Raw genomic sequence first — 17,028 nt, 5'->3', positions numbered from 1 at the left:
ATTTTTTTAGAGTTCTTTCCTAAGTCGTGCCACAGGAATATCTAATTGTTCTCTATACTTTGCTATAGTACGGCGGGCAATAGGGTAACCTTTTTCCTTGAGAATCTCCATTAGCTTATCATCTGTATAGGGTTTTTTCTTATCCTCTGAATCAATAATAGTTTGTAATATTTTCTTAACTTCTCTTGTAGAAATATCTTCCCCTTCTTCATTTTTGATAGCTTCTGAAAAAAAGTCTCTTACTGCTTTTGTTCCATAAGGAGTACTCACAAATTTGCTATTAGCTACCCGAGAAATAGTAGAAATATCCAGATTTACACTTTCTGCTATATCCTTAAGAATAAGAGGCTTGAGCTTAGTCTCATCTCCTGTTAGGAAATATTCCTTCTGATATTCCATAATAGCATTCATTGTAAGCAAAAGAGTCGTCTGGCGTTGCTTAATGGCATCAATAAACCACTTGGCTGCATCTAATTTTTGCTTGATAAATTCCACCGCCTCTTTCTGTTTTTGCTTATCTTTTTCGTTAGAATCACGATAAGTTTTAAACATTTCTGCATATTCCTGAGAAATATGTAACTCAGGGGTATTCCTTCCATTAAGAGAAAGCTCTAATTGACCATCTACAATATGAATGGTGAAGTCTGGAACTATTTGTTCTGTAAATTTTCCTCCTTCTGAATAGGAACTTCCTGGTTTAGGATTGAGTTTTTCTATTTCTTGAATAACTTCCTTTAATTTTTCATCCGAAAGTTCATACTTTTGAGAAAGTTTCTCATAATGCTTTCTACTAAAAGTTTCAAAATTTTCTGTTAATATACGAATAGCCAGCTCTGTAATAGGTGTTTGTGGCTTATGCTTTAGCTGAATAATAAGGCTTTCTTGAAGGTCTCTGGCTCCAATTCCTGCTGGTTCTAGGTGAAATATTACTGTTTTGAGGATTCTTTCTACTTCCTGTTCATCTGTATAGATATTCTGTGTAAAAGCCAAATCATCAGCAATATCTCTCATACTACGCCTAATATAACCATTATCATTAATACTTCCCACTAAGAATTCTGCTATTTCACGATCAGTCTCCCCTAGGCGAAAAGTATTCAGTTGCTCTATCAAATACTGATGAAAGGATACTTCTTCTCGATAAGGTTGTACATAGTCATCTTCATTACTATTATTTGCATATAGGCGATACTCAGGAATTTCATCATCACTGAGATATTCATCTACATTAATGGCATCTGCTTGGATTATTTGGTTATCTTCATATTCATCTGTAGCATCATAAGAATCATCATACTTATCCTCTTCCTCCCAAGTTTCTTCAGAAGAAATTTCTAAGGCAGGATTTTCGTCTAACTCTTGCTTTACTCTTTGTTCAAAAGCAATTGTAGGGAGCTGTACCAATTTCATCAATTGAATCTGCTGTGGTGATAATTTTTGGGTTATCTTAAGTTGTTGTTGTTGCTTTAACATATTATTTTTTTCAAAAAAGTAAAAAAAGAGTAATTTAGGAATAATATTTACAAATAATCCAAACAAATATGATTTTCTCCTTTACAAAAACCTATAAATATAGCTATGATTTCATTTTTTTCATTAACTACAATCGGAGAACGAACTAAAAACTTATTAAATTCTGGCAAATACACATAGAAAACGGTTCCTTTATCTGAACTTAGAATATCAGAAGCTCTATTTTCATTCCACTGTTCCATTATCTTATAAGCCTCCTGTGAGGAAACTAACTGATAACTATGATCTTGTATTTGTAGCTTAATAAGTGAGAATACCTGATAAATTTTCTGAATTCCTCCTTCTTCCTCTGGAATAATCCGAGTTATCTTAAGTAATGGTAGAAGGTTAGAATACTCACTTTCCTGAGAAAGAAGTACAGAACTTATAAACTGTTCTGCTTTTTCCTTTTGAGAAGACTGTGCTTTCATTGAGAAGAAGCACAAAAAAATTATTATTAAAAAAAACACTCTCATCATATAACCTTTTAAAGTTATTAGAGTGCAAGATAATCATTTTTTGTAAGATAATCTACAAAAAATAATAATTTAATAATATTTTATATTTTATTATTATTTTTAACATTAGAATAGAGAGAATTATTAAGGAAATTCTCTCTATTCTGACTTTTCTTAATTTGATGATTTTTAATCCTGTTCTATTTCTTGTAGATAATCTCTCAAATCATTCAAAGAAGAAAAGCTCTGGAAAGTTAGATTCAGTTTATTTGACTCTACTTCAGCGATAAGCTCTTTAAGCAAATGAATAGGATGTTCTTCATAACCAAAAAGATCTTCATCAAAATCTATCCCTGCTACAGTATCTTCCTCTAGAAGATGCAAACACCAATTTTCCATAAAGTCAGCCAGAGGAATCTCTGATACTTTATAATCTTCCCACTCTTCTTGTACGCAATTCTGTGCATATTCTTTCTCCGACCAAAAAGGAATTACTGCCACTTCCTCCCCATCTTCAGCTTCAAACTGAGAAGATGTACAAGCTGCTGCATATTCTTTTTCATCTTTTAAACAAAAAACGATTCCAGAAGCTACCACTTTACGAATAAAGTGAAAGTATTTATCTGTTAATAATTGTGAACTTTCTGACATTTTTATTTTATTATCTTATTTATTTTTAGAATTTAGGCATTCCTCCTGGCATTCCTTGCATCATACGCATCATTTGCTTAGCTCCTCCTCCTTGCATCATCTTCATCATTTTACTCATTTGGTCGAATTGCTTAAGAAGCTGATTCACTTCATTGATATTTCGCCCACTTCCCTTAGCAATACGGTTCTTACGAGAGGTATTGATAATAGCCGGATTTGAGCGTTCTGCAGGAGTCATTGAATAGATAATAGCCTCTATATATTTAAAAGCATCATCACTTATATCAAGGTTTTTTACTGCTTTTCCTACTCCTGGAAGCATTCCCAAGAGGTCTTTCATACTTCCCATTTTTTTGATTTGCTGAATCTGAGAAAGAAAATCATCAAAACCAAACTGATTTTTTGCTATTTTTTTCTGTAGCTTGCGAGCTTGCTCTTCATCAAACTGTTCCTGAGCTCTCTCCACCAAAGAGACAACGTCGCCCATCCCGAGAATCCTATCTGCCATACGAGCAGGATAGAACACATCTATAGCGTCCATCTTCTCCCCTGTTCCTACAAACTTAATAGGCTTATTAACTACCGACTTAATAGAGATAGCCGCCCCTCCTCGTGTGTCACCGTCTAATTTAGTAAGGATAACTCCGTCAAAATCCAATACATCATTAAAAGCTTTAGCTGTATTAACAGCGTCTTGCCCTGTCATTGCATCTACCACAAATAGTGTCTCTTGAGGAGATACTGCTTTATGTATTTCAGCAATTTCTTTCATCATTTGCTCATCTACAGCCAAGCGCCCTGCGGTGTCTATAATTACCACATTGAAGCCATTGCTTTTAGCATATTCTACCCCTTTTCGAGCAATTTCGACAGGATTATTATTGCCTTTTTCAGAGAAAACAGTTACTCCTACTTGCTCTCCAACAATATGCAACTGGTCAATCGCAGCTGGGCGATAAACGTCACAAGCTACCAGAAGAGGCTTTTTACTCTTCTTATTTTTAAGAAAATTTGCTAATTTTCCAGAGAAAGTAGTTTTTCCTGACCCTTGTAATCCTGACATCAAGATTACAGCCGGATTCCCATTAAGATTGACTCCTGTGGCGTCTCCTCCCATTAGCTCAGTAAGCTCATCACGAACAATTTTAACCATTAACTGTCCTGGTTGTAAGGTAGTTAATACATTCTGTCCGAGTGCTTTTTCTTTTACCTTGGAGGTAAATTCTTTTGCTATCTTATAATTTACATCGGCATCCAATAAGGCTCGACGCACCTCCTTAAGAGTTTCAGCTACATTTATTTCTGTAATCTGTCCGTGTCCCTTAAGAATATGTAGTGCTTTATCTAATTTATCACTTAAATTATCAAACATAATCTTTATTTAAAGCTGGCAAAGATACAATTTTTTTGGCAAAAAATCCGCCTTTTAAGCGGATTTTTTCATTCATTAAAATACTTTTTCTTAGAATAGATTTTTAACAGCATCTATCCCCTTTTGTATTCCTTCTGAAAGAGAAGAAGAGGTAACATCAGAGAAAGCCTTTTTAGCTTCTTCCCATTTATCATCTCCAGCATTCTTAAGAGCTTCAAATTTTTCAGAAAGAGAGGATTTGTCAGCTAATAGCTTATTGAGTTCTTGTTGGGCTTTTTCTTTAAGATCTCCTGTTTCAATACCTACACTTTTTGTTAGCGTATTGATTTTTTCTGTCAAAGCATTGATTTTTTCTTCTGCTTCTTGCAAAAATTGTTCTTTTGTCATAAAAACTTTATTTTATTAATTGGGCAAAAATAACCGATTTATTTCAATATAACTGTTAAAGAAAATATATATTTTTCTTTACTTTTCAATATTTAGGATTTTTCAGAAGTGGTGAAAGTAAATATTTTAGGATTTTTCACTTTCTCATCTGTAATGGCAAGACTTATCACTTCCTCCATCTCTGTTACATAATGAAATGTAAGTCCTTGTAGATAGTCTTGCTTTATTTCATTAATATCTTTCTGGTTATCCTTACATAGAATAATTTCCTTAATTCCTGCTCGCTTGGCGGCAAGTATTTTTTCTTTGATTCCCCCTACAGGAAGTACCTTCCCGCGTAAGGTAATCTCTCCTGTCATTGCTAAATTCTTCTTCACACGTCGTTGGGTCAGTAAGGACAAAAGAGAAGTAAGCATTGTAATTCCTGCACTAGGTCCATCCTTAGGAGTCGCTCCTTCTGGAATATGCATATGTATCTTATATTGCTCAAAGAGCCTTTCATCCAAGCCAAATTGTTCTGCGTGTGCCTTAATGTACTCCAAGGCTATTGTAGCAGATTCTTTCATCACTGTTCCTAAGTTTCCTGTAATGGTAAGTCCTCCAGAACCTTTCGAAAGTGTGGATTCTATAAAAAGAATATCTCCCCCCACACTCGTCCAAGCTAAACCAGTTACCACACCAGCCACTTCATTATTTTCATATTTATCCCTCTCCATTGTAGCTATCCCAAGTATTTTACTGATATCATCTGTAGAGACCTTAGGATTGAATTCTTCCTCCATTGCGATAGACTTAGCTATATAACGAACAATCTTAGCTATCTGTTTTTCTAGACTTCTTACGCCTGATTCTCTTGTATAACCTTCTATTATACGCTCTATTTCCTTCTTGCCTAACTGTATCTGCTTGGCATCTACTCCATGTTCTTTCAATATTTTAGGAAGTAGAAAATGCTTTGCTATTTCTATCTTTTCCTCAATTGTATAACCAGAAACATTGATAATTTCCATCCTATCACGTAGGGCAGGTTGTATGGTACTGAGGTCATTAGCTGTAGCTATGAACATTACCTTGGAAAGGTCATAACCTATTTCAAGGAAATTATCATAGAACTCATTATTCTGCTCAGGATCAAGTACTTCAAGCATTGCTGAAGAAGGATCTCCTCCGTAACCATTGCTAAGCTTATCTAGCTCATCCAATACAAATACGGGATTAGACTTTCCTGCTTTTTTAATCAGTTGAAGAATGCGTCCTGGCATAGCTCCTATGTAAGTTTTTCTATGTCCTCGTATTTCTGCTTCATCACGTAAGCCCCCTAAGGACATTCGTACATACTCTCTACCCAAAGCCTTAGCTATTGAACGTCCTAGAGAAGTTTTCCCTACCCCTGGAGGTCCGTAAAGGCATAAGATAGGTGATTTCATATCATTACGAAGCTTAAGTACAGCCAAGTATTCAATGATTCTACGCTTAACATCTTCCAAGCCATAATGATCCTTATCTAATATCTTTTGGGCTTTCTTAAGATCAAATTTATCTTTAGAATATTCATTCCAAGGTAAGTCTAAAAGCAAATCAATATAATTACGTTGAATCGCATAATCTGGCATCTGAGGACTCATTCGCTGGATTTTTGCCAATTCTTTTTCAAAGTGCTTTTGGATTTTTTCGTTCCATTGTTTCTTTTTAGCTTGCTCCCTGAACTTATCAATATCTGCTTCAAAAGATTCATTGCCTAATTCCTTTTGAATAGCTTGGATTTGCTGATGTAAGAAGAAATCACGCTGTTGCTTATCAAAATCCTTATGTACTTTATTCTGAATTTCCTTTCGTAGAGAAACTTTCTGAATCTCTACACCAAAGTACTTAATAATAGCCCAAGCTCTTGTAAGGAAGCTATCTTGTTCTAGGATTTCTTGTTTTTCCTCTACCGAAAGAGGAGAATAAGAAGCTAGATAATTGATAAGAGTAGGATCATCCTCTATATTCTGGATAGTAAAAGGAAGTTCATAGGAGGTATTGGACATTTCCTTAAGCAAACGCAAAGAAATATCCTTGAGTACTTCCATTGTGGCGGAGAACTGCTCATCCTCCTCTGAGGGTCTTATCTCTGTTATTTCTCTTACTCTAGCTTTAAAATAAGGCTGTTCCTCCACGAATTCTTCTACCTGAAAACGACATGTTCCTTGTACAAAAATAGTAAGGCTCCCATCAGGTATTTTTAACGTTTTGAGGATACGTGCTACCGTTCCTACTCTATAGATATCTTCTTTTTGTGGATTTTCAATATCATTTTTTTGGCTAATGGTTCCTATATATTTGGTATCCATAGCCTCTTTTATTAGTTGCATAGAAGCTTCTCTACGAATGGTAATAGGAAGTACCACTCCTGGGAAAAGAACTGTATTTTTCAGAGGAAGAATGGATAGTACCTCTGGGAGTGGTTCCTGTAGAGTCAATCTGTCCTCTCCTGTGTTGATAGAGATTATTTCTGTATTCTCAGTGAAATCTTCCCCTTGTAGAAAGCTGTCAAAATTTCCTATTTTCATTTTTTATAATGAGTATTTATGTAATTTTGTCAGTTGTTTTTGTATTTATTTTTCTGAAAAAGAAGATTCAATTCATCAATTATATTCAAAATCAGACATTTAACATTCTCCTTCAATACTGACCCTTATATAAGGGCAATTAATATGCCAAAGTTATAGAACTATGAATTATTTTATCTCAATAGTTTTTGTGTTTTTTTAAATATCTTTTTGCTATTTTATTTTTATAATATGAAAAAAAAATTGTATCTTGCACCTCAGTAACCTTAATCAAAATACTAATGAAGCGAATATTATTAGGTGTGCTTACTTCGTTTTTTGTAAGTACTTTTATTCCTATTGTAGCGCAAGAACAAGCTTCTCCCAATGGGAATGTGGTTGTTTCTTTTTCCCTGAATAAACAGGGGGTCCCTTTTTATAAAATCAGCTATAAGAACAAACCTGTTATTAAGGAGAGTAGCTTAGGTTTCCTACTAAAGGGAAGCGAATCCCTTACTGAGAATTTTAAAATTCTAGATGCTCAAAAGACAAACTTCAAAGAAACTTGGCAACCTGTATGGGGAGAAGAAACAGAGATTCTTAACCACTATAACGAATTATTAGTTTCTCTAGAACAAACTACCTCCCTCCGAAAGATGAATATTCGCTTTCGTGTATATAATGAAGGGGTAGGCTTCCGATATGAGTTCCCCCAGCAGAAAGAACTTACTTATTTTGTAATTTCAGAAGAGCTTAGCCAATTTGCTATGGCAGGAGACCATACCGCTTGGTGGATTCCAGGAGATTATGATACACAAGAATATGACTATACTGAGTGTAAGCTCTCCCAGATTCGTGAGCAAATGCCTCAGGCTGTGATTAAAAACGTCTGCCAGACTCCTTTCTCTCCTACTGGAGTACAGACCTCTCTGATGATGAAAAGCCAAGACGGCTTATATATCAACTTGCACGAGGCTGCTCTAGTGAATTATCCCTGTATGCACTTGAATCTGGACGATAAAAAATTCATCTTCCAATCACACCTTACCCCTGATGCTCAAGGAAACAAAGGACACCTATATACTCCTTATCATACTCCTTGGCGTACCATAATGGTCAGTGATGACGCTCGTGATATACTTGCCTCTCGCTTAATTCTAAACCTAAATGATCCTTGTGCCCTACCAGACACCTCTTGGATAAAACCCGTAAAATATATAGGCGTTTGGTGGGAAATGATTACAGGAAAATCATCTTGGGCTTATACCAATGACCTCCCTACTATTGACCTAGATAAAGTAGATTATAAAAAAACAAAACCTAATGGCACTCACGCAGCTAATAATCAGAAAGTACGCCGTTATATAGACTTTGCTGCTAAGCACGGATTTGATCAAGTATTGGTAGAAGGCTGGAATATTGGTTGGGAAGACTGGTTTGACCATTCCAAGGATTATGTTTTTGATTTTGTAACTCCTTATCCTGACTTTGACCTCAAAGATCTTAACGATTATGCTCATAGTAAAGGTGTAAAACTAATGATGCACCACGAAACTTCCGCTTCCTTACGTAACTACGAACGCCATATGGAAAAAGCCTATCAGCTGATGAATGATTATGGATATAATTCTGTAAAAAGTGGTTATGTAGGAAGTATTATCCCTCGTGGCGAACATCATTACGGACAATGGGCTGTGAATCACTATCTCTATGCTCTTAAAGAAGCCGCTAAGCATAAAATTATGGTCAATGCTCACGAGGCAGTACGCCCTACTGGCTTGTGCCGTACCTATCCTAATCTTATTGGTAACGAATCTGCACGAGGCACCGAATATGAAGCCTTAGAAACCGTAAAACCTTTCAACACTACTATTCTTCCTTTTACCCGCTTACAAGGAGGTCCTATGGACTACACCCCAGGTATCTTTGAAACTGATATTGTAAATGTGAATCCCGAAAATCCTCACAAAGTAAGCAGTACCCTAGCAAAGCAATTGGGGTTATATGTAACAATGTATAGCCCTCTACAAATGGCTGCTGACCTCCCTGAAAATTATGAAAAATTCCCTGATGCTCTTGAGTTTATCAAGGAAGTTCCTGTAGATTGGCAGAAAAGTGTTTATCTGGAAGCTGAACCAGGTAAATACATCACCATAGCCCGTAAGGATAAGCATAGTAACCGATGGTACATAGGCTGTACTGCCAATGAAAACGGACACAATTCCGAATTATTATTGAACTTTTTAGACAAAGGTAAGAATTATGAAGCTACCCTCTATGTAGATGGAAAAGATGCTAGCTATAAGCATAATGCCAAATCTTATAAAATTTTCAAGCAAAAAGTAAATCATAAAACTAAGCTCAAGCTCACAGCAGCCTCTGGAGGAGGTTATGCTATTAGTATCAAACCTATAGAATAAAACATTAAAAATTAGGGGGCAGAAATGCCTCCTAATCTTTTATAGTAACCACCAGATTATCATATGCTAGGAATACATAAGGAGGAAGCTCCTTTTGTACAAGACTATGAAATCCCATTGTTTGACTAATATGAGTGAGAAAGGTCTGTCGGGGGCGAATTTCTTTTATAAGCTCTAGAGCTTCCTCTATATTCAAGTGAGTAGGATGAGGTGCTTTTCGGAGAGCATTTAGCACAAGAGTATCCACCTTATAAAGCTTAGAAAGTTGTTCTTTTTCAATAATTTTTGCATCTGTAATATAAGCCATATTTCCTATCCGATATCCTAAAATAGGAAGTGTCCCGTGTTGCACTGCAATAGGAATCACTTCTTTACCAAATAGAACAAAAGGAGTGGTATCTTCTACCTCAAAAACTTTTACAGAAGGAGCTCCTGCATAACGATTTTCGGTAGCAAAAATATAAGCAAAACGAATACGCAACTGTTCAATTACCCTAGGAAGTCCATAGATAGGCATATCTCCTTGCTTATGTACAAAAGGACGAATATCATCCAAGCCTGCAGTATGGTCAGCGTGCTCGTGTGTAAAAAGAATAGCCTCCAGATGCTGAACTTTATGTCGTAACATCTGTTGGCGAAAGTCTGGAGAACAATCTATATTTACATTTACTCCTCCCCAAGAAAGAAGAGCTGAAGTACGTAATCGCTTGTCTTTCTTATCTTTACTATGTGCTACAGGGGTATTCATCCCTATTACAGGAACCCCTTGTGAGGTACCTGTACCTAAAAAGGTGAGCTTCATTGGAATTATATTTAATAAAGAGATTAGCCCAAAGGTCAAGGAAGCATAATCTTTTGCAAAAGTACAATTTTTCTCGAGAATATTTTTCAAAACTATTAAAAAAGATGTATCTTTGCACCCTAAAAAGACGCACTAATGAAAATTGTTATTGGAAATGATCACGCTGGTACTCACTACAAAGAAGCCATTATTGCTTTCCTTAAAAAGGAGAATTATGAAGTAATCAATGTAGGTACAGACCTCTGTGAGAGTGTAGATTATCCTGATTTTGCCCACCCTGTAGGAGAGCTTATTGATAAGGGAGAAGCCCAAGTAGGAATCCTCATTTGTGGAAGTGGAAATGGTGTAGCAATGACAGCTAACAAGCACGCCAAAGTGCGCTGTGCTGTATGCTGGACAAAGGAAATTGCTTCCCTTGCTCGCCTGCATAATGACGCCAATGTTATCAGTATTCCTGCCCGATTCACAGCTATAGAACAAGCTATTGAAATGGTGAAGACTTTCCTTACCACAGAGTTCGAGGGAGGCAGGCATTCACGCCGTGTAGAGAAAATTTAACCACAATCATATATTGAAATTTGCTTTTTTATGATAGATAAAATAAAAGAACATATTGCACGTGTAGAGGCTTTTGCTACTGAAAAAAAGGAAGAATTAGAACAGTTTCGCATTGAGTACTTTGGAAAAAAAGGACTTCTTAATGATTTTTTTGCCCAATTCAAGGAAGTTCCTAAAGAAGAGAAAAAGGACTTTGGTCAGATTATCAATGAACTAAAGAACAAAGCAGAAGCAAAGATAAATGCCCTAAAAGAAAAGCTTTCAGGAGAGAATGTGGCTACTACTCAGTATAATGACCTTTCTCGCCCTGCTTTCCCTATTCACATAGGAGGAAGGCACCCTATCTCTCTAATTAAGAACAAAATAATAGAAATTTTCTCCAATGTAGGTTTTAGTATTGCTGAAGGTCCTGAAATTGAGGATGATTGGCATAATTTCACAGCACTAAACTTACCTGAGTACCATCCTGCAAGAGATATGCAAGATACTTTCTTTATACAAACGAACCCTGATATACTCCTACATACACACACTAGTTCTGTAGAGGTTCGTTATATGGAGAATCACCAGCCTCCTATTCGTATTATTGCCCCTGGTAGAGTTTATCGTAATGAAGATGTATCGGCTCGTTCTCATTGTTTATTTCATCAGATAGAAGGGCTTTATATAGATAAAGGAGTTTCTTTTGCCGATTTAAAACAGACTCTTTTATATTTCACTCAAGAGATGTTTGGAAAGTCCAAAATCCGCTTACGCCCCTCCTACTTTCCTTTCACTGAGCCTAGTGCCGAATTAGATATTTATTGGGGATTGAATAATGAAATTGATTATAGAATCACCAAGGGAACAGGATGGCTTGAGATTATGGGATGTGGGATGACTGACCCTAATGTACTAAAGAACTGTAATATAGACCCCGAAGAATATACAGGATTTGCTTTTGGAATTGGCTTAGAACGAGTAGCTATGCTCCTATATCAAATAGGGGATATCCGTACTTTCTATGAAAATGATATCCGCTTCTTAGAACAATTTAAAAGCTCTATCTAAAAGCTTATTTTTCATAATGTTCAGGCATCAAGGCAAAAATCGTTCTGCCAAAAATAACTTGGAAATAGCTGTAGTGCTCTCCTTTGTGGCTGGTATGGTCAATGTAGTAGGATTTCTCTTCCTCAGTAGGCTTACCACCAATGTTACGGGGCACTTCGCTTTTTTCATTTATGATATGTCTATTGCTGATTTTTGGAAAGGAACCATCTATTTGCTGTATATCATTTGCTTCCTTTTAGGATCTTTTACCTCTGGTTGGCTTATAGAAGATGCCAATTATCACAAGCAGCAGAATAAGTACTTCCGCCCTACTCTATTAGAATGCTTAGTGCTAGGAGGAGTAGTCCTATTCAATCATATTAATAAAGATTTTCCTCACGAAGTCACTACTTTTATGTTGCTTTATGCAATGGGATTACAGAATTCATTTGTAACTAAGATATCCAATGCCAGTGTTCGCACCACTCACTTAACGGGACTTTTTACAGATTTAGGTATTGAACTTTCCCAATTATTCTATCTGAAAAGGAATAATTACTTTCAGCAGGAACAAAAGATAAAAAATAGCATCAAGTTACGCCTCTCTATTGTTATTTTTTTCTTCCTAGGAGGTTTTTTTGCAGGTTTTTCATATATAGAAATGGGATTAGGATTCAAAACTTTACTTTTTGCTATTGTGATACTCCTATCTGGGCTCTATTATGATGATTTACGATTCCGTTACCTTACCAAGAAAAGAAAACATAGAAAGTTCCATCCTAAAAAGTAAAAATATACTACACAAACTAAATATGCCATTTTGTCACTTTTTATTTTTTGGCAAAGCTTTTGATATACTAAATAAAAAAATAATTTAAGAATGAGTACGGAAAACACCCATAATCCTCACGAGGATTCTTTTGACGATGCTTCTCTATATGATGCAGAATATCAAGACGCAGAAATCATTGAAGAAGAACACCATACACCAGAGGAGCCTTCTAACACAACTGAGGCAAATGAGCCTATAACTGCTGAAGAAACTGCACAGGAAGTTCCTTCTCCTAAGGCTGAGGCACCCAAAGATAATGGAGATGCTGATCAAGCAATTTCTATTCTAGAGAATGAGCTTCATAAAGAAAAAGATAAGTTTATGCGTCTTTTTGCCGAATTTGAAAACTATAAAAGAAGAACTGCCAAAGAGCGCATAGAATTACTCAAATCAGCAGGACAAGATGTCATACTCACAATGCTTCCTATCCTAGATGATTTTGACAGAGCTCTAGCCGAAATCTCCAAGTCTGGCGATGAAAATCTGATACGAGGTGTTGAGCTTATCTACAACAAATTCCTCAATACTCTCAAGTCAAAAGGACTAGAAGAAATCCCTGTAGCTGCTTCTGATGTTTTTGATAGCGAAATTCATGAGGCAATTACACAGGTAGCAGCTCCCTCTGCAGAACTTAGTGGAAAGGTTATTGATGTCTTAGAAAAAGGATACAAATTGGGTGAAAAAATCATCCGTTATCCTAAAGTAGTTGTAGGACAATAAATCCTTTTAGCGAACCGAATTAAATAGATGAAAAGAGATTATTACGAAATTTTAGGCGTTAGCAAAAGTGCAAGTAGTGCTGAGATTAAGAAAGCCTACCGTAAAAAAGCCTTAGAATACCACCCAGATAAAAACCCTGGTGATAAAGATGCAGAAGAAAAATTCAAAGAAGCCGCTCAGGCTTATGAAGTACTAAGTGACGAACAAAAACGCGCTCAGTATGACCAATTTGGTCACGCTGCCTTTGAAGGGGGAGCTGGAGGTGGATACAGCTCTACAATGGAAGATATTTTCCGTAATTTCGGAGATATTTTTGGAGGACATTTCAGCGGATTTACAGGTTTTGGAGGTTTTGGAGGAGGAAACTCTCGTTCCTACCGTGTAAAAGGAGGAGATCTCCGCATTCGGGTAAAGCTTAGCCTAAGTGATATTGCCACTGGAGTAGAAAAGAAGGTTAAAGTACAGCGAAAAATCAAAGCTGAAGGGACTACTTACAAAAGCTGTAGTAATTGCCACGGAAATGGAAGTATTGTTCGGGAGGTAAATACAGTACTAGGTCGTATGCAAACCTCTTCTCCTTGTCCTAGTTGCGGGGGAAGTGGTGAAGTAGTTGATAAAAAAGCTAATGATACCGATGCTCAAGGACTTAAAAGCACCGAAGAAACTGTTTCTATCAAAATACCTGCAGGGGTGATGGATGGAATGCAACTGAAAGTTTCTGGAAAAGGAAATGAAGCTCCTGGCAATAACGGTATCGCTGGAGATTTGTTAGTTCTTATTGAAGAAATAGAACACGAAACCCTCAAACGAGAAGGAGAAAATCTCCACCTTGACCTATACATCAGTATGCCTGAAGCTGTACTAGGTACTTCCAAGGAAATAGAAACAGCTACAGGAAAAGTTCGTATCAAGTTAGAGGAAGGAATCCAATCAGGAAAGATTCTTCGCCTGAAAGGAAAAGGACTTCCTAATATCAATGGGTATGGTACTGGAGACCTTATTGTACATGTGAATGTTTGGACGCCTAAAACGCTTACCAAAGAACAAAAGAACTTTTTCCAGAAGATGCTGGATGATGATAATTTTTCTCCTAATCCTGACAAATCTGATAAAAGCTTTTTTGAGAAAGTAAAAGATATGTTTTCCTAAATATAATAACAACTTAATTCTTCTTTGAGCAATGATAAAGATTTCTAATTATATATGTTATGAGAAAAATCATATTATTACTTACAGCTTTTATGGGGTATAGTGCTTATTCTCAGCAACTCTTAACGCCTGAAAAGTTATGGGAGCTACATCGTGTAAGTGGGATAGGACTCTCCCCTGATAAGAATTTTGTCCTTTTGAGTGTTTCTACACCAAATATTGTTGAAAATTCTTTCAAAAAGGAATTCTTCAAACTTCCCATCAAGGGAGGAACTCCTATTGCTATTACTAAAGAAGAAATAGAGTTACTTACCACTAAGTTCAATGCTGACAAAAGTCTAAAATTAGTGGATAAAGAGGTAAAAATGACGCCTACTCTTGCTAAAGACTTCTATAAAGATTTAGAAAAATCTTCAGGAAAGGTTTATAATGCTCTAGACCATCGCCACTGGGACAAATGGAATGAAGGAGCTTATAACCACGTATTTGTAGAAGATGTAGCTACAGGGAAGCAAACTGATATTATGGAGGGACTTCCCTATTATTGCCCTCAACTTCCTTCAGGAGGGAGTGAGGATTATATATGGAGCAATGATGGAAAAAAAGTTCTCTATGTAACTAAGCCTAAGGTGGGTACAGAATATGTTGTGAGTACTAATACTGATATCTATGAATATGATATTGATAAGAAAACAACTATCAATCTTACTGAAGGGATGATGGGCTATGATACTTATCCTTCCTTTAATAAAGATGGTATTCTTGCTTGGTTGAGTATGGAACACGATGGCAATGAAGCTGATAAAAATGACCTATACATCCTACAAAATAGTAAAAAGATAAATATCACCAAAAATTGGGATAATACCGTTTTTAGCTATATCTGGAGTAATGATGGAAAAAAAATCTATTTTATTACTGCTACCAATGGGACTCAACAACTCTTTGAAATAGAACCTTTTGCTAAAAATCCTTTTCCTAAACAACTCACCAAAGGAATCTTTGATATTGGACATATTCTAGGGCAATCTGGGAATCTCCTAGTGGTTTCTCGAAATGATATGAACAGAGCTACTGAAATATATACAGTTGATATTACAGGAAAAAAAGCCCCTCTAGAGGTAAAACAACTCTCTCATATCAACGATAATTTATATGAAAATATTGCTAAATGCCCTGTCAAAGAACGTATTATAAAAACTACTGATGGGAAGGATATGTTTGCTTGGGTAATCTACCCTCCTGATTTTGATCCTAAGAAGAAATATCCTACTTTACTCTACTGTCAAGGAGGTCCTCAGTCAGCTCTTACTCAGTTCTATAGTTTCCGTTGGAACCTACAATTAATGGCTTCAAAAGGTTATATTGTAATAGCTCCCAACCGAAGGGGAATGCCTGGACACGGAGTAGCTTGGAATGCCGAAATTAGTGGAGACTGGGGAGGACAAGTTATGCGAGATTATTTAGCTGCTATTGATGACATCTCCAAGGAACCTTATGTGGATACACAACGCTTGGGAGCTGTAGGAGCCAGCTATGGAGGATATTCTGTCTATTATCTTGCTGGCATTCATAACAAACGATTTAAGACTTTTATTGCTCATTGTGGAGTATTCAATACGCAAAGTATGCTGGGTACTACTGAAGAAATTTTCTTCAATTATCACGAATTTGGAGGTGCTTATTGGGACAAAAATAATCCTATTGCTCAAAAGGCTTATACCGAATTTAATCCTATTGAAAAAGTAGGTAATTGGGATACCCCTATTCTAGTGATACACGGAGGAAAAGACTACCGCGTACCTGAAGAACAAGGATTTCAAGCCTTTACAGCTGCTCAGCTTAGAGGTATTAAGAGCAAACTTCTCTATTTTCCTGATGAAAACCACTGGGTATTACAGCCTCAGAATGCACTACTGTGGCAACGAACCTTTTTTGATTGGTTAAAAGAAACTCTAAAGTAAAAAATAAATAGAGGATGTTTCTTTTGACATCCTCTATTTATTTTTTATTAATTATCATTATATTTTCATATTTTCTTCATTTGCTCTTGCATCATTCGGATTTGATCCTTTAGTAAGTTCTGTTTGTCTAATTTTTTAGCTTGTGATAGGAACTCTTGAGCTTCTCTTTTTCGTCTCTTTTGCATAAGAATTCCAGCTATACTTAGCCTAGCCATTGCCTCATCATAATTCATATTTAGACCATACTTTAAGGCTGTTCGGAAATATTTTTCAGCTTGGGTCAAATTAATTTGATAGAAAATAAGCCCATATAGATAATTATAATAACCTCTTTGCTTTTTTATAAGAGCTGTTTCAGGATTCTTTATCTTATCAAGCCACTTTTTAGTTCCTTCCATATCTTGCTTTCGAAGCCTTAGGAAAGCTAATAAGAGAAATTCATTCCTAAAATAAAATAATATAGGGAAAGCTGCAAGAAGTATTAAAAAAATTCCGTTTCCAATCTTACCTAAAGTAAATTGATAAACAGCAAAGGCGATGAGTAGTACCGCCAGAACTATTTTTATGTATCTGTGAAACATTTTTGTGAAGTAGATTAAAAAATAGTCGGGATGACTGGACTCGAACCAGCGACCTCACGCAC

Annotated in this window: 15 protein-coding genes; 7 read left to right on the top strand and 8 right to left on the bottom strand. The window is 36.1% G+C overall.

Annotation, left to right across the window (positions count from 1 at the left end; translation table 11 throughout):
• Positions 1–6 precede the first annotated feature (6 nt).
• The 6 genes from rpoN to lon all read right to left on the bottom strand — a co-directional run bounded on the left by rpoN (position 7) and on the right by lon (position 6,932).
• Complete coding sequence (rpoN, locus tag RYK20_RS07855; RefSeq protein ID WP_314895006.1) at positions 7–1,473, bottom strand: RNA polymerase factor sigma-54; 1,467 nt, start codon at positions 1,471–1,473, stop codon at positions 7–9.
• 47 nt (positions 1,474–1,520) lie between these two features.
• Entirely contained in the window at positions 1,521–1,943 is a 423-nt protein-coding gene (locus RYK20_RS07850) for a hypothetical protein (protein ID WP_311456400.1), read from the bottom strand.
• A 216-nt stretch (positions 1,944–2,159) separates the two neighbouring features.
• A complete protein-coding gene (locus RYK20_RS07845; RefSeq protein ID WP_314895005.1) occupies positions 2,160–2,621 on the bottom strand; it encodes a DUF2750 domain-containing protein in 462 nt (153 codons plus the stop codon).
• A 25-nt stretch (positions 2,622–2,646) separates the two neighbouring features.
• The gene (gene ffh / locus RYK20_RS07840) at positions 2,647–3,993 is read right to left on the bottom strand and encodes a signal recognition particle protein (RefSeq protein ID WP_311456396.1); all 1,347 of its coding nucleotides are present in this window, start codon (positions 3,991–3,993) and stop codon (positions 2,647–2,649) included.
• Between the two features lie 90 nt (positions 3,994–4,083).
• Complete coding sequence (locus tag RYK20_RS07835) at positions 4,084–4,380, bottom strand: ErpK protein (RefSeq protein ID WP_314895004.1); 297 nt, start codon at positions 4,378–4,380, stop codon at positions 4,084–4,086.
• A gap of 92 nt (positions 4,381–4,472) precedes the next feature.
• On the bottom strand, positions 4,473–6,932 hold the full coding sequence (lon, locus tag RYK20_RS07830) for an endopeptidase La (protein WP_314895003.1): 2,460 nt from the start codon (positions 6,930–6,932) through the stop codon (positions 4,473–4,475).
• Positions 6,933–7,213: 281 nt separating this feature from the next.
• Between lon and RYK20_RS07825 the strand changes: the two genes are divergently transcribed.
• Entirely contained in the window at positions 7,214–9,331 is a 2,118-nt protein-coding gene (locus RYK20_RS07825) for a glycoside hydrolase family 97 protein (RefSeq protein WP_314895002.1), read from the top strand.
• A 31-nt stretch (positions 9,332–9,362) separates the two neighbouring features.
• Here the strand turns inward: RYK20_RS07825 and RYK20_RS07820 are convergent, their stop codons facing one another.
• Positions 9,363–10,133: an MBL fold metallo-hydrolase gene (locus RYK20_RS07820; RefSeq protein ID WP_314895001.1), complete on the bottom strand. Its 771-nt coding sequence runs from the start codon at positions 10,131–10,133 to the stop codon at positions 9,363–9,365.
• A 135-nt stretch (positions 10,134–10,268) separates the two neighbouring features.
• Here RYK20_RS07820 and rpiB point away from each other — a divergent pair, with 135 nt between their 5' ends.
• The 6 genes from rpiB (at position 10,269) to RYK20_RS07790 (ending at position 16,385) form a co-directional block, all read left to right on the top strand.
• Positions 10,269–10,691: a ribose 5-phosphate isomerase B gene (rpiB, locus tag RYK20_RS07815; protein ID WP_297980915.1), complete on the top strand. Its 423-nt coding sequence runs from the start codon at positions 10,269–10,271 to the stop codon at positions 10,689–10,691.
• 30 nt (positions 10,692–10,721) lie between these two features.
• On the top strand, positions 10,722–11,741 hold the full coding sequence (pheS, locus tag RYK20_RS07810; RefSeq protein WP_297980918.1) for a phenylalanine--tRNA ligase subunit alpha: 1,020 nt from the start codon (positions 10,722–10,724) through the stop codon (positions 11,739–11,741).
• Between the two features lie 16 nt (positions 11,742–11,757).
• Complete coding sequence (locus tag RYK20_RS07805; protein WP_297980920.1) at positions 11,758–12,510, top strand: YoaK family protein; 753 nt, start codon at positions 11,758–11,760, stop codon at positions 12,508–12,510.
• A 90-nt stretch (positions 12,511–12,600) separates the two neighbouring features.
• Complete coding sequence (locus RYK20_RS07800) at positions 12,601–13,272, top strand: nucleotide exchange factor GrpE (RefSeq protein ID WP_297980929.1); 672 nt, start codon at positions 12,601–12,603, stop codon at positions 13,270–13,272.
• Between the two features lie 27 nt (positions 13,273–13,299).
• Positions 13,300–14,421: a molecular chaperone DnaJ gene (dnaJ, locus tag RYK20_RS07795; protein WP_297980939.1), complete on the top strand. Its 1,122-nt coding sequence runs from the start codon at positions 13,300–13,302 to the stop codon at positions 14,419–14,421.
• 59 nt (positions 14,422–14,480) lie between these two features.
• Positions 14,481–16,385 (top strand): S9 family peptidase, encoded by a 1,905-nt coding sequence (locus RYK20_RS07790; RefSeq protein ID WP_314895000.1) that lies wholly within the window; start codon positions 14,481–14,483, stop codon positions 16,383–16,385.
• Between the two features lie 65 nt (positions 16,386–16,450).
• Here the strand turns inward: RYK20_RS07790 and RYK20_RS07785 are convergent, their stop codons facing one another.
• A complete protein-coding gene (locus RYK20_RS07785) occupies positions 16,451–16,966 on the bottom strand; it encodes a DUF2892 domain-containing protein (protein WP_297980947.1) in 516 nt (171 codons plus the stop codon).
• Positions 16,967–17,028 lie beyond the last annotated feature (62 nt).

Source organism: uncultured Capnocytophaga sp. (assembly GCF_963525585.1).
GTDB lineage: Bacteria > Bacteroidota > Bacteroidia > Flavobacteriales > Flavobacteriaceae > Capnocytophaga.
The sequence above is the reverse complement of the archived record's forward strand: the minus strand, read 5'-3'. Positions and strand labels throughout refer to the sequence as shown.

Coding starts and splice junctions, on each gene's coding strand:
- rpoN (WP_314895006.1), bottom strand. CDS start 1,473: ATGTTAAAGCAACAACAACAACTTAAGATAACCCAAAAATTATCACCA.
- RYK20_RS07835 (WP_314895004.1), bottom strand. CDS start 4,380: ATGACAAAAGAACAATTTTTGCAAGAAGCAGAAGAAAAAATCAATGCT.
- RYK20_RS07800 (WP_297980929.1), top strand. CDS start 12,601: ATGAGTACGGAAAACACCCATAATCCTCACGAGGATTCTTTTGACGAT.
- RYK20_RS07790 (WP_314895000.1), top strand. CDS start 14,481: ATGAGAAAAATCATATTATTACTTACAGCTTTTATGGGGTATAGTGCT.
- RYK20_RS07850 (WP_311456400.1), bottom strand. CDS start 1,943: ATGAAAGCACAGTCTTCTCAAAAGGAAAAAGCAGAACAGTTTATAAGT.
- RYK20_RS07845 (WP_314895005.1), bottom strand. CDS start 2,621: ATGTCAGAAAGTTCACAATTATTAACAGATAAATACTTTCACTTTATT.
- rpiB (WP_297980915.1), top strand. CDS start 10,269: ATGAAAATTGTTATTGGAAATGATCACGCTGGTACTCACTACAAAGAA.
- pheS (WP_297980918.1), top strand. CDS start 10,722: ATGATAGATAAAATAAAAGAACATATTGCACGTGTAGAGGCTTTTGCT.
- RYK20_RS07785 (WP_297980947.1), bottom strand. CDS start 16,966: ATGTTTCACAGATACATAAAAATAGTTCTGGCGGTACTACTCATCGCC.
- RYK20_RS07820 (WP_314895001.1), bottom strand. CDS start 10,133: ATGAAGCTCACCTTTTTAGGTACAGGTACCTCACAAGGGGTTCCTGTA.
- ffh (WP_311456396.1), bottom strand. CDS start 3,993: ATGTTTGATAATTTAAGTGATAAATTAGATAAAGCACTACATATTCTT.
- dnaJ (WP_297980939.1), top strand. CDS start 13,300: ATGAAAAGAGATTATTACGAAATTTTAGGCGTTAGCAAAAGTGCAAGT.
- RYK20_RS07825 (WP_314895002.1), top strand. CDS start 7,214: ATGAAGCGAATATTATTAGGTGTGCTTACTTCGTTTTTTGTAAGTACT.
- RYK20_RS07805 (WP_297980920.1), top strand. CDS start 11,758: ATGTTCAGGCATCAAGGCAAAAATCGTTCTGCCAAAAATAACTTGGAA.
- lon (WP_314895003.1), bottom strand. CDS start 6,932: ATGAAAATAGGAAATTTTGACAGCTTTCTACAAGGGGAAGATTTCACT.